The sequence below is a fragment of the Pseudomonas sp. YuFO20 genome (genome assembly GCF_035064975.1).
Classification (GTDB): domain Bacteria; phylum Pseudomonadota; class Gammaproteobacteria; order Pseudomonadales; family Pseudomonadaceae; genus Aquipseudomonas; species Aquipseudomonas putida_AE.
The window spans coordinates 1-12,541 of record NZ_JAXDEO010000058.1 but is presented as its reverse complement, the minus strand read 5'-3'; the positions used below and the strand labels follow the sequence as shown (position 1 = coordinate 12,541).

General features: G+C 60.1%; 14 protein-coding genes. 6 read left to right on the top strand and 8 right to left on the bottom strand.

Going from position 1 to position 12,541, the window contains the following annotated elements; translation table 11 throughout:
- Positions 1-332 precede the first annotated feature (332 nt).
- Positions 333-527 carry a hypothetical protein gene (locus SOP85_RS25650; protein WP_180203236.1) on the top strand — a complete coding sequence of 65 codons (195 nt, stop codon included), beginning with the start codon at positions 333-335 and terminating at the stop codon, positions 525-527.
- Position 528: 1 nt separating this feature from the next.
- Here the strand turns inward: SOP85_RS25650 and SOP85_RS25645 are convergent, their stop codons facing one another.
- Positions 529-951 (bottom strand): PA3611 family quorum-sensing-regulated virulence factor, encoded by a 423-nt coding sequence (locus SOP85_RS25645; protein WP_274073312.1) that lies wholly within the window; start codon positions 949-951, stop codon positions 529-531.
- Positions 952-1,134: 183 nt separating this feature from the next.
- Here SOP85_RS25645 and SOP85_RS25640 point away from each other — a divergent pair, with 183 nt between their 5' ends.
- The 3 genes from SOP85_RS25640 (at position 1,135) to SOP85_RS25630 (ending at position 3,187) form a co-directional block, all read left to right on the top strand.
- Positions 1,135-1,878: a tRNA-uridine aminocarboxypropyltransferase gene (locus tag SOP85_RS25640; RefSeq protein WP_274073313.1), complete on the top strand. Its 744-nt coding sequence runs from the start codon at positions 1,135-1,137 to the stop codon at positions 1,876-1,878.
- A 219-nt stretch (positions 1,879-2,097) separates the two neighbouring features.
- A complete protein-coding gene (gene erdR, locus SOP85_RS25635) occupies positions 2,098-2,748 on the top strand; it encodes a response regulator transcription factor ErdR (RefSeq protein ID WP_034149864.1) in 651 nt (216 codons plus the stop codon).
- Positions 2,749-2,824: 76 nt separating this feature from the next.
- Positions 2,825-3,187 (top strand): diacylglycerol kinase, encoded by a 363-nt coding sequence (locus SOP85_RS25630; RefSeq protein ID WP_034149863.1) that lies wholly within the window; start codon positions 2,825-2,827, stop codon positions 3,185-3,187.
- Here the strand turns inward: SOP85_RS25630 and SOP85_RS25625 are convergent.
- Positions 3,184-4,110, bottom strand: coding sequence for a LysR family transcriptional regulator (locus SOP85_RS25625; protein ID WP_274073314.1), 927 nt, complete (start codon positions 4,108-4,110; stop codon positions 3,184-3,186). The two genes, SOP85_RS25630 and SOP85_RS25625, sit on opposite strands and share 4 nt — an antisense overlap.
- Before the next feature lie 139 nt (positions 4,111-4,249).
- Between SOP85_RS25625 and fpr the strand changes: the two genes are divergently transcribed.
- Positions 4,250-5,029 (top strand): ferredoxin-NADP reductase, encoded by a 780-nt coding sequence (gene fpr, locus SOP85_RS25620; protein WP_008054100.1) that lies wholly within the window; start codon positions 4,250-4,252, stop codon positions 5,027-5,029.
- 128 nt (positions 5,030-5,157) lie between these two features.
- Here fpr and tsaA read toward each other — a convergent pair whose 3' ends face one another.
- From tsaA to rimO, 6 genes are all read right to left on the bottom strand, one after another.
- Positions 5,158-5,856 (bottom strand): tRNA (N6-threonylcarbamoyladenosine(37)-N6)-methyltransferase TrmO, encoded by a 699-nt coding sequence (tsaA, locus tag SOP85_RS25615; protein ID WP_323628650.1) that lies wholly within the window; start codon positions 5,854-5,856, stop codon positions 5,158-5,160.
- Between the two features lie 168 nt (positions 5,857-6,024).
- A complete protein-coding gene (locus SOP85_RS25610; protein ID WP_274073316.1) occupies positions 6,025-6,795 on the bottom strand; it encodes an SDR family oxidoreductase in 771 nt (256 codons plus the stop codon).
- 210 nt (positions 6,796-7,005) lie between these two features.
- A complete protein-coding gene (locus SOP85_RS25605; protein WP_103394455.1) occupies positions 7,006-7,476 on the bottom strand; it encodes a DUF1456 family protein in 471 nt (156 codons plus the stop codon).
- A gap of 75 nt (positions 7,477-7,551) precedes the next feature.
- Positions 7,552-8,262 carry an rRNA pseudouridine synthase gene (locus SOP85_RS25600; RefSeq protein WP_274073317.1) on the bottom strand — a complete coding sequence of 237 codons (711 nt, stop codon included), beginning with the start codon at positions 8,260-8,262 and terminating at the stop codon, positions 7,552-7,554.
- A gap of 102 nt (positions 8,263-8,364) precedes the next feature.
- A complete protein-coding gene (locus tag SOP85_RS25595; RefSeq protein ID WP_274073318.1) occupies positions 8,365-8,838 on the bottom strand; it encodes an acetyltransferase in 474 nt (157 codons plus the stop codon).
- Between the two features lie 111 nt (positions 8,839-8,949).
- On the bottom strand, positions 8,950-10,287 hold the full coding sequence (rimO, locus tag SOP85_RS25590; RefSeq protein ID WP_008052161.1) for a 30S ribosomal protein S12 methylthiotransferase RimO: 1,338 nt from the start codon (positions 10,285-10,287) through the stop codon (positions 8,950-8,952).
- Positions 10,288-10,579: 292 nt separating this feature from the next.
- On the opposite strand from rimO, the gene SOP85_RS25585 reads away from it, so the two are divergent.
- On the top strand, positions 10,580-12,481 hold the full coding sequence (locus SOP85_RS25585; protein WP_323628648.1) for a potassium transporter Kup: 1,902 nt from the start codon (positions 10,580-10,582) through the stop codon (positions 12,479-12,481).
- Positions 12,482-12,541: the final 60 nt, after the last annotated feature.

Here is a 12,541-nt window from a genome sequence, read left to right as displayed (position 1 = left end):
CTTGGATGAAAGAAACGTTCGCACAGCGCAAGGTGTAACGGGCGGCACCTTTTCATGCCCTGACAAATGAACGTGGATACCTGAAATCTAGACCCTCGCGATGATTCGTGCTGCCTTGATCATTGCGCCGCAAAGTCTTTCCTGGCAACCGTTTATTGACGATTTGCGAGGTGGTTTCACCGCTCGTCTGAACCCGCCCCGAGTATGCTGAGCTCTGATTTACTAAGTTACAGGTACTACACGACAACTTGGCGTCAAGGGCAGGGCGCAAGGTACAAGCGGTTAAAGGATTTTTCGCTCATTACGAGCGAAGCGCAGGGAGCCGGTAAGCCATGGCCAGGGTCATTCTGGAGATCGATACGCAACTGTATCGATTGCTGAAGTCATCAGCCGAGATCAATCATTTGAGTCTCGAGGAGGAGTGCTGCCGGCGTCTTATGGGCGCGGAGCGGCGTTCACGCTATTTGCAAGCGCTGGTGGCGGAACTGCGCGCCGAGGATGAACAGCGGCGCGCAAAATCCCACTGACTTACTTTTTCTTCTGGGTCGCTTTCGGGCAATCCGATTCCTGATAGCTGGCAGAGCCCACCGCACGGTTGGTCTTGACCTCGGTGAAGTCGTAACGCATGACCGCGCCCTTGGCCATCAGCTTGCGGAAGGACGGGTTGTTGCAGACCGAGGCGCCAAGCTGGAAGTACACCGCCTTGGGGTCGGCGCGCATCTTGTTGGCGTGACTGCTTTGCACGCTCAGGTGGTTGATGAGCGTATTGCCCTCGACCGTGTAGCCCTGATCGAGAATGTCTTCATTGATCGCCCGTGGAGTGCCGACGCTGCTTTGCGTGGCGACGTTGCGCAGCTCTCTGTTCAGATTCTGCTCACTCAAGGACGCAGCCTGAGCGTTGAAGGACGACGCCAGCAGAATGGCAGCGGTGGGAACGATAAGGCGCAGCATGAAACTCTCCTGGGGCAGTGATGGGGGTTTGACCCATCACATGACTGTGCGTTCAGTGGCGGCGAATTATAGGGGAGCGGGCCTGGACGGTACAGGTTTGCTCTGGTGGGTCTGGTAAACTGCCTGCACTTTCACCCTGCGAGTGCTTTTCGTGTCGATCTCTTTTTTCTGCCGTGGCCTGCGATGAACCATGCCCCCAACGCCGTAGCCCGTCTGCGCGACCAGCGCGAAGAGGAAGGCATCAAGCCGATCCAGGCCCGTGGCTGGCGGGCGACTCGCTGCCGCGCGTGCCGCGTGATCGAGAGTCACTGCCTGTGCGCCTGGCGTCCGCAGGTCGAGACCCGCTCCGGAGTGTGCCTGATCATGACCGGCAAGGAAGTGTTCAAACCCAGCAACACCGGCTGGCTGATTGCCGATGTGGTGCGTGACAACCATGCCTTCATCTGGTCGCGTACCGAGGTCGATCAACAGTTGCTGGCGTTGCTGTCCGACCCGCAATGGCAGCCTTATCTGGTGTTCCCGGGTGAATATGTCGCGCCTGAGCGGGTGACTCACAGCGTGGCAGTCGATGACACCCGGCGACCGCTGTTCATCTTGCTGGACGCGACCTGGACCGAAGCCCGCAAGATTTTCCGCAAGAGCCCTTATTTCGACGCGCTGCCGATCCTTAGCCTGTTGCCCGAGAAGCTCTCGCGCTATCAATTGCGCCGTTCCACCCGCAGCGAACACCTGTGCACCGCGGAAGTCGCGGCTTTGTGTCTCGATCTGGCGGGCGATGGAGAGGCGGCATCGGCACTCGATGCCTATTTCGATGTGTTCAGCCAGCATTACCTCGACGCCAAGCGTCAGCTGGAAATGAATGTTTCGACCCCGGCGCACACCGAGTTGATGGCCTATGTTCAGCCAGCAGTGGTATTGATGGACTGATTGTCGCCGATGCTGCAATAAAGTGTGCCGGCCATGTCGCTTGACCACCCCGGTTTCGCTGGGCATGCTTGGCGCCGATTAGGGTGCGGCCAGAGTTTGAAACGCCGTTTTTTGCGTTGAACGTGCCCTGTTGGTGCAGCTCCGTGGCTGTTACCTCGAGTTGTTTTGGCGATGCCCGAATGCATCGGGCGTCCCATGAAAAACAGGATCATTTGAAAAATGGCCACATACGAAATCCTGATTGCCGATGACCATCCGCTTTTTCGTTCCGCCCTGCATCAAGCGCTGACCCTGGGCCTGGGCCCGGATGTGCGCCTGGTGGAAGTGGCGAGCATTGCCGAGCTGGAGACCCGCCTGACCGAAAAGGCTGACTGGGACCTGGTGCTGCTGGATCTGAACATGCCGGGTGCGTACGGTTTTTCCGGGTTGGTGCTGTTGCGCGGCCAGTATCCGCAAATTCCTGTGGTCATGGTCTCGGCCCAGGAAGAAGCGACGATCATGGTGAAATCCCGGGAATTTGGTGCAAGCGGTTTCATCCCCAAGTCCAGCGACCTGAGTGTCATCCAGAAAGCCGTGCGCGCGGTGCTCGATGGCGATGTGTTCTGGCCACCGCAGGCGTTCGAAGCCGTCAGCGTTTCAGATGAAGCCAAGGCGGCGAGCGAAGGCCTTGCCAGCTTGACGCCGCAACAGTTCCGGGTGCTGACCATGGTCTGCGAAGGGTTGCTGAACAAGCAGATTGCCTACGAACTGAGTGTGTCCGAAGCGACCATCAAGGCCCACGTCACCGCAATATTTCGTAAGCTGAATGTGCGCACCCGCACCCAGGCGGCGCTGCTGCTGCAACAACTTGAGTCAATTTCAAGCCATTAAGCGCTGGCACCTTCACGCTTTTTTGACTTTGGTTAATCTAGCTTTCCCACTCCCTTTTTTGGTCAGTTCCTACTCTATGTCACCTTTCAAAGGCCAGACCGGCCTGAAACGTATCCTCAATGCTTCCGGCTACTCGCTGGACGGCCTGCGCGCAGCCTTCACCGGCGAGGCGGCTTTTCGGCAACTGGTGTTGCTCAACGTCATCCTGATCCCGCTGTCGTTCTTCTTGAACGTGAGTCGTGTCGAGCAGGCGTTGCTGATTGCGGTCTGCCTGCTGGCGCTGATCGTCGAGTTGCTCAATTCGGCTGTGGAAGCGGCCATCGACCGCATTTCCCTTGAATTGCACCCGTTGTCGAAAAACGCCAAGGACATGGGCAGTGCCGCGCAATTCGTCGCCTTGACCATGATTGCGCTGGTCTGGGCGGTGATCCTGCTTTAAGCGATCGCTGGCAGGACGATCTCGTCGCTGCGCTGCACCCCGGCGGTGAACGCGCGGCACAGGTCGAGGAATTCACGCATCGCCGAGGTCTGGTACTTCTGCTTGTGCCAGATGAAATAGAACTGTCGCGCCAGGTCCAGGTCCGGGGTCTCCACCGCGACCAGGCTGCCGCGACGGAACGCATCCCGCAGCGCCAGCCGCGAGATGCAGCCTATCCCCAGGCCGGACTCCACGGCGCGTTTGATGGCCTCGGTGTGTTCCAGCTCCAGGCGGATGTTCAGCGCGCTACGGTGATGGCGCATGGCCTGGTCGAAGGTCAGGCGCGTGCCTGAACCTTGTTCACGCAAGATCCAGGCTTCATGGCTCAGTTCCTCCATGGTCGCGGTGCCGCGTTTGGCCAGCGGGTGCTGTGGCGCGCAAAAGACCACCAGCTCATCTTCGACCCAGCTTTGCACTTCGATGTCCGGGTGGCTGCAATCGCCTTCGATCAGACCCAAGTCAATTTCGTAGTGGGCGACCTGTTGCACAATGTTGGCGGTGTTCTGCACATGCAGCTTTACCTGGCTTTCCGGGTGGCGCTGCATGAAACCGCCGATCAACAGGGTCGCAAGGTAGTTGCCAATGGTCAGGGTTGCGCCCACCGCCAATGAGCCGAAACCCGACTTGCCATTGAGCAGGTCTTCGATTTCCTTGGCCTGGTCGAGCAGGGCGACCGCCTGGGGCAGCAGCTGTTTACCCAGGGCGTTGAGGCTCAGGCGTTTACCGGCGCGATCGAACAGCTGGCAGCTGCACTGGCGCTCCAGCTCGGTGATCGACGTGCTCGCCGCCGACTGCGAGAGGTTGAGCAGGCCCGCAGCACGGGAGACGCTTTCCTGCTGGGCGACGGCGACGAACACTTGAAGTTGACGGAGAGTAAATCGCATATCGATATAACCGATAACCCTTATCTTAATAATCCAGTTAACAGATATTGTCGGCGCTATTAGAATGCGATGCAATTGCGCACCGCCGGTCTCTTCCTGAAAGAGCAAGCGCAGACCCAATCTCCAGGAGTCCCCGTACATGAGCAACATGAACCACGAGCGTGTCCTCAGTGTTCATCACTGGAACGACACTCTGTTCAGCTTCAAGTGCACCCGTGATCCGGGCCTGCGCTTCGAGAACGGTCAGTTCGTGATGATCGGCCTGCAACAGCCCAATGGCCGCCCGCTTATGCGCGCTTACTCGATCGCCAGCCCGAACTGGGAAGAGCATCTCGAGTTCTTCAGCATCAAGGTGCCTGATGGTCCGCTGACTTCCCAGCTGCAGCATCTGAAGGAAGGCGACGAGATCATCATCAGCAAGAAGCCTACCGGCACGCTGGTGCTGGATGACTTGAAGCCTGGCAAACATTTGTACCTGCTCAGCACCGGTACCGGTCTGGCGCCGTTCATGAGCGTCATCCAGGACCCGGAAACCTACGAGCGTTTCGAAAAAGTGATCCTGTGCCACGGCGTACGTTACGTCAATGAAGTCGCCTACCGCGAATTCATCACCGAGCACCTGCCGCAGAACGAGTTCTTCGGCGACGCGCTGCGTGACAAGTTGATCTACTACCCGACCGTGACCCGCGAGCCGTTCGAGAACGAAGGTCGCCTGACCGACCTGATGCGCAGCGGCAAGCTGTTCAGCGACATCGGCCTGCCACCGATCAACCCGCAGGACGACCGCGCCATGCTGTGCGGCAGCCCGAGCATGCTCGACGAGACCAGCGAAGTGTTGAACAGCTTCGGCCTGAAGGTTTCGCCGCGGATGCGCGAGCCGGGTGATTACCTGATCGAACGTGCATTCGTAGAGAAATAAGCACCAGCAACCGCTTTTGTTTTACCTGTGGGAGCGAGCCTGCTCGCGATGGGGGTGTCAGTCGACATTAATGTTGGCTGTCACACCGCAATCGCGAGCAGGCTCGCTCCCACAGTTGTTTGCGGCGTTCAGGCTTTTGCGGGAATGATTTCAAGGACCCGGATCAGCTCCGGACTCGGATAGTGCCAGCGCACATCCACATCCCAGAACTGCGCACCATATTCCCGTTCCGGCGCAGGCGTCTGGTACGCCGGACGCGGATCTTGCGCCAGGCATTGCTCAATCAGCTCAACCAAGGGCTCTGCAAGGCGCTGAGCATGCCCGTGAGCCTGTTGCAGGGCCGAGTCCGTCCACTGCACGGCGATAAGCGACGGCGCAGCGCTGGCGATACTGTTGCTGGCTGTGTCGATGATGTCTGCATATGGCACGTAGGGTTTGATATCGAGGATCGGTGTGCCATCCAGCAGATCGATCCCGGATATCCACAGGCGATCAGCTTCGACCTTGTCCAGCTTGACCACGGACTGGCCAATGCCATTGGGCCGGTGGGTGGCGCGCGTGGCGAACACCCCCATGGATTTGTTGCCGCCCAGGCGCGGAGGGCGGACTTTGAGTCGTGGCTTTTCCACCAGGGCCTGATGGAACAGGAACAGCAGCCAAACGTGGCTGACCTGCTCCAAGCCCTGTACCGCGTCCCCTTGATCGAACGGTGCCACCAGTTCCAGTACGCCACGGGCGGCCGGGGCCAGTTGCGGCTGGCGTGGAATGGCGAATTTCTCCTTGAAGCAGGAGCGCACGAAGCCGATGGGGGAAACGCTGTAGGTCATGGTTTGGGGTCGAGGCAGAATTAAGGCGCGCATGATAACCCGTTCGACCAGCATTCAGTTGTGCCTGTGCCGGCCCCTTCGCGAGCAAGCCCGCTCCCACATTTGATATAGGGTACACAGGAGATCAGTGTGGGAGCGGGCTTGCTCGCGAAGGCCGTAACGCCGATTTCAGAGGCTGAACCCACCATCCAGCGGAATGATGTTGCCGGTCATGTAGGCCCCAGCCGTACTCGCAAGACTGATGGCCAACGCCGCCATCTCTTCCTCACGGCCCCAGCGCTTCATCGGGATCAACGCGGTGTCCTGCGCCAATGCCTGCTCATCATTGCCGATATGCTGGGTCATTTTGCTCGGAAAGCGCCCCGGTGCGATCACGTTTACGTTGATGTGCTGGCTCACCAGTTCCCGCGCCAGGATCCGCGACAGTTGATGCAAGGCCGCTTTGCTCGGCCCGTAGGCATACGCCTGTTCGCCAAAGGATGAAATCCCGGCGACTGAACCGATATTGATGATCCGTGCCGGGTTCGCAGGCGAACCCGCCTTGCGTAACAGCGGCAGAAATTGCTGGATGCAGTTGAATACTGACGTCACGTTCAGTTGCATGACCTTTTCCCAGCCCTTGATCGGGTAGCTCTCCAAGGGTGCCCCCCAGGTGGTCCCGGCGTTGTTGACCAGGATATCGAGGTGGGTCATCTGCTCGCCCAGGCGCGTGGCCAGTTGCTGCACGCCTTCTTCCGTGGCCAGGTTGGCGGCCACCGCGTGACAGCGTCCGAGCGCACCGAGCTCGTCGGCGGTTTGCCGGCAGGCTTCGACATCACGGGCACAAACGTAGACGGTAGCGCCAGCCTCGACATAGGCCTTGGCGATCATTTTGCCGATGCCACGGGTGCCGCCGGTCACCAGTGCGGTGCGGCCTTGCAGGGAGAAGTAGGGATGCATGGCGAATCCTGAGGGCTGAAGGTCATTACACCCTAGTCGTCAGTCGCGGTCAGCGGAGCCATTATTTTTGCGCGGAATGAGGGGTCATACGGCGTCGGCCCTTGTAGGAGCTGGCTTGCCAGCGAAGAGGCCCGAGAGCCTTGCGGCGATCAATCAGCCGCCTTCGCTGGCAAGCCAGCTCCTACAAGGGGTTGCAATCAGCCTTGGGGGTTATTGCGGGCGCACGCGCAGGGTCAGGCCCTTGAGGAAGTTGCGCAGCAACTGGTCGCCGCACGGGCGGTAGTTGGTGTGGCCGAACTTGCGGAACAGCGCGCTCAGCTCAGGCTTGGACACAGGGAACTCGGCGGCCTTGAGGATCGCGTGCATGTCGTCTTCTTTCAGTTCGAAGGCCACGCGCAGCTTTTTCAGGATGATGTTGTTGGTCACCGGCACTTCGATGGGCTGCGGTGGACGGCTTTCGTCCTTGCCGCGCTTGAAGATCACCAGGCCGTCGAGGAAATGCGCCATGACTTCGTCCGGGCAGCGTACGAAGCCTTCCTCGTCTTCCTCTTTCTTGTCGAGGTAGGTCAGCAGGTCGGCCAGGGTCACGTCCATGCCGCCGAGCTTGATGATCTCGATGACTTTCTTGTCGCTGATGTCGAGCATGTAGCGCACGCTGCGCAGTACGTCGTTATGAATCATGGTGTGCAATCCTGATATTCAGCAGTGGGCGCCGCACAAGCCGCGGCGCCAGAATGTGTGGCGGCGTGAGAGGCCTTAGAACTTCTCTTTGCCGGACAGGTAGCGCCATTGCCCCAAGGGCACCTTGCCGATGGACACGCCGCCGATGCGGATGCGGCGGATGCCCACGACCTTCAGGCCGACGGCCTGGCAGAACAGGGCGATCACGCCCGGTTGCGGGTTCTTCATGGCGAAGCGCAGGCGGTTTTCGTTCTGCCAGCTGGCCTTGACCGGCGGCAGTTCCTTGCCCTTGTAAGTCAGGCCGTGGTTCAGGCGGTTGAGGCCGTGTGCAACCATCTCGCCTTCAACCTCCACCACATATTCCTGCTCGATCTTGCTGGAGTCGGCGGTGAGCTTGCGCAGGATCTTCCAGTCCTGGGTGAACACCAGCAAACCGCTGGCATTGGCCTGCAGGTCGGTGCTGGCGGTCAGGCGCTGGAAGTGGCCCTTGAGCGGGCGCTTGCCGTAGCGATGCTCTTCGCTCAGGGTTTCGGCGCTGATGGTCGCCATGGCGCTGTCCGCGTCCATGCCCGCGGGCACGTTGAGCAGGATGGTCACCGGCTCCGGCGCGGTGGCCTTGGCGTCCTTGTCGAGCTCGACTTTCTGGGTGCCGACCTTGAACTGCGGCTCGTCGACGACTTCGCCGTCGACGGTGACCCAGCCGCCCTCGATGAACAGCTCAGCCTCCCGACGGGAACAGCCGACGAGTTCGATGAGGCGTTTGGAGAGTCGAATCGGGTCAGTCATGACAGGGCCGTAACAAAAAAGGGGTGGGCATTGTACCTGCGTGGCGCCGGTTAATCGCGATTCCATTTGTACCATGCGTTTTTTTGTAGGAGCTGTGTTGTGTCAGCCGTTGCGCGTCAGCTGTTGAGCCTGCCGCAAACGCATATGCAACAACGGATAAGGCTGCCCCATGCCATCGACCTCCGAACGACCGATGACCTCGAAGCCCTGCTTGAAGTAAAACCCCAGGGCTTGCGGGTTCTGTTCGTTGACGTCCAGTTGATCGGCGTTGAGGTTTTCCAGGGCATAACGCAGTAACCGTTTGCCCAGACCCTGGCCGCGATGCGCCGGGTCGATGAAAAGCATCTCGATCTTGCCCGCCGCGACTCCGGCGAATCCGGTAATTCGTTGCTGCGAGTCCTTGGTGCAGATCAGCATCACCGCGTCGAGGTAGCGGGTCAGCACCAGGTTCTTCAACAGTTCGATATAGCTGTCCGGCAGAAAGTCGTGGGTGGCGCGGACCGAGGCCTCCCAGACCCTGGTCAATTCTTCGTAGTCGCTTTGTTTCGGTGTGTGAATGACCGAATGTTGGCGCATGCCAGCCTGCCCCTTGGGTTGTTGGAGATGAGAATCCGTTCCTCACCAAACGATAGCCGTAAAAAAGCCCCGCATCTCTCAAGAGAGCAGGGCTTTCCGTATTTTTTGCGTTTAGATCTGTTCAGCCCACAGGTCGTATTCGTCGGCGTCGGTCACTTTGCACCAGACCTTGTCGCCTGGCTTCAGGTTGCTGCCGTTGTCGATGAACACGTTGCCGTCGATCTCCGGGGCATCGAAGAAGCAGCGGCCGACCGCGCCTTGCTCGTCGACTTCATCGACCAGCACTTCGATTTCACGGCCGATGCGCATTTGCAGGCGCGCCGAGCTGATGGCCTGCTGGTGCGCCATGAAGCGCTCCCAACGGTCCTGCTTGACGTCGTCCGGCACGACTTCCAGGTCCAGATCGTTGGCCGGTGCGCCTTCTACCGGCGAGTACTGGAAGCAGCCGACGCGGTCGAGCTGGGCTTCGGTCAGCCAGTTCAGCAGGTACTGGAAGTCTTCTTCGGTCTCGCCGGGGAAGCCGACGATGAAGGTCGAACGGATGATCAGGTCCGGGCAGATTTCGCGCCAGTTCTTGATCCGCGCCAGGGTCTTGTCTTCGAACGCCGGGCGTTTCATCGACTTGAGGACTTTCGGGCTGGCGTGCTGGAACGGGATGTCCAGGTACGGCAGGATCTTGCCGGCCGCCATCAACGGGATCAGCTCGTCGACGTGCGGGTACGGGTAGACGTAGTGCAGGCGCACCCAGACACCGAGGGTGCTGAGGGCTTCGCAGAGTTCGGTCATGCGGGTTTTCACCGGCGCGCCGTTCCAGAATCCGGTGCGGTACTTCACGTCGACGCCGTAGGCGCTGGTGTCCTGGGAGATGACCAGCAGTTCCTTGACGCCGGACTTGACCAGGCGCTGTGCCTCGTCGAGCACGTCACCGACCGGACGGCTGACCAGCTTGCCACGCATCGACGGGATGATGCAGAAGCTGCAGCTGTGGTTGCAGCCTTCGGAAATCTTCAGGTAGGCGTAGTGGCGCGGGGTCAGCTTGATGCCTTGCGGCGGCACCAGGTCGATCAGCGGGTTGTGATCCTGACGCGGCGGCACGACTTCGTGCACGGCGTTGACCACCTGCTCGTACTGCTGCGGGCCGGTCACCGCCAGCACGCTCGGGTGCACGTTGCGGATGTTGCCTTCTTCGACGCCCATGCAGCCGGTCACGATGACCTTGCCGTTTTCCTTGATGGCTTCGCCGATCACTTCCAGGGACTCGGCCTTGGCCGAATCGATGAAGCCGCAGGTGTTGACCACCACGACATCGGCGTCCTGATAGGTTGACACCACGTCATAGCCTTCCATGCGCAGCTGGGTGAGGATGCGCTCGGAGTCGACCAGTGCTTTCGGGCAACCCAGTGATACGAAGCCAACCTTTGGATTGGCCGGCGCAGGAGTGGTGGACATGTCTAACCTCGGTGTTTTGTGACGCCGCTTGCCGGGTTGGGCAAAACCGACGGACGGGCGCTTGAACTGCGCCTCTGATCAAAAAGTGCGCAATTCTAGCGATGAGACGTTCACTTGACCAGCTTTATGCAGGGAAATACGACGAGTGCTGCGCTATGCTTCGCGCCGTTGGGCTTTACCGATTTTTTACAGTCAACAAAACGTCTGTAACAGCAAGTAAAACAGCGCATGCTGCATGACAAAGCATAGTGCTTCTTCACAGAAGCCCGGGTCTGGGTAGTAGGAGTGGTGGATGGGTCAGGCAAGTAGTCAGGCTGAGGGTGCCGGTCATACGGCGGCCAAGCCTATTGGCATGCTGGTCGCGGCGGTCGGGGTGGTTTATGGCGATATCGGCACGAGCCCGCTGTACACCCTCAAGGAAGTCTTTTCCGGGGACTATGGCGTACCGGTCAACCATGACGGCGTGCTGGGGATTCTGGCGCTGATCTTCTGGTCGCTGATCTGGGTCGTGTCGATCAAGTACATGATGTTTGTCCTGCGTGCCGATAACCAGGGCGAAGGCGGGATCATGGCCTTGACCGCGCTGGCCCGGCGGGCGGCAGCAGGGCACGCGAAATTGCGCACGATCCTGGTGGTCTGCGGACTGATCGGTGCGGCGCTGTTCTATGGCGACAGCATGATCACCCCGGCGATTTCCGTACTGTCGGCCATTGAAGGCCTGGGGCTGGCATTCGACGGCATCGACCACTGGGTGGTGCCGCTGTCGTTGATCGTGCTGGTGGCGTTGTTCCTGATCCAGCGCCACGGCACTGCGCGCATCGGCATCCTGTTCGGGCCGATCATGGTCACCTGGTTTGTGGTGCTGGGGGCATTGGGTGTCCATGGGATCATCCAGCACCCGGAAGTGTTGCAGGCGATGAACCCGGCGTGGGGCGTGCGCTTCTTCGTCGTGCACCCGGGCATGGGCGTGGCGATCCTCGGCGCGGTCGTGCTGGCACTGACCGGTGCCGAAGCGCTGTATGCCGACATGGGCCACTTCGGCCGCAAGCCGATTGCCCGCGCCTGGTTCATCCTTGTGCTGCCGGCGCTGGTGCTCAATTACTTCGGCCAGGGGGCGCTACTGCTGGGCGATCCGGAAGCCGCGCGCAACCCGTTCTATCTGCTGGCGCCGAGCTGGGCATTGATTCCGCTGGTCGGTCTGTCGACCCTGGCCACGGTGATCGCTTCACAGGCGGTGATTTCCGGGGCGTTCTCCCTGACCCGCCAGGCGATCCAGCTCGGCTACATTCCGCGCATGCACATCCAGCACACCTCCAGCGCCGAACAGGGCCAGATCTACATCGGCGCGGTGAACTGGGCGCTGATGGTTGGCGTGGTGCTATTGGTGTTGGGTTTCGAATCCTCTGGTGCCCTGGCCTCGGCCTATGGCGTGGCGGTGACCGGGACCATGCTGATGACCAGTATCCTGGTGTCGGCGGTGATACTGCTGCTGTGGAAGTGGCCGCCGGTGCTGGCGGTGCCGATCCTGCTGGGTTTCCTGCTGGTGGACGGGGTTTACTTCGCCGCCAATGTGCCGAAAATCGTTCAGGGCGGGGCGTTCCCGGTGATCGCCGGTATTGCGCTGTTCGTGTTGATGACTACCTGGAAACGCGGCAAGCAATTGCTGGTGGAGCGTATCGACGAGGGTGGCTTGCCGCTGGAGATTTTCATCAGCAGCATCGCCGTGCAACCGCCGCATCGCGTGCAGGGCACGGCCGTGTTCCTCACCGCGCGACCGGACGCCGTGCCCCACGCGCTGTTGCACAACCTGTTGCATAACCAGGTGCTGCACGAGCAGGTGGTGCTGCTGACCGTTGTCTACGAGGATATTCCACGCGTGCCGGCGAGCCGGCGCTTCGAGGTCGAATCCTACGGCGAAGGCTTCTTCCGGGTGATCCTGCATTTCGGTTTCACCGACGAGCCTGACGTGCCGAAGGCGCTGAAACTCTGTCATCTCGATGAACTGGATTTCAGCCCGATGCGCACCACGTACTTCCTCAGCCGCGAGACGGTCATCGCCTCCAAGCTCGAAGGCATGGCCCGCTGGCGCGAGGGGTTGTTCGCGTTCATGTTGCAGAACGCCAACGGCAATTTGCGCTTCTTCAATCTGCCGTTGAACCGGGTGATTGAGTTGGGGACGCAGGTGGAGATGTAAGATCAAAAGATCGCAGCCTGCGGCAGCTCCTACAGGTGTACACATTCCCCTGTAGGAGCT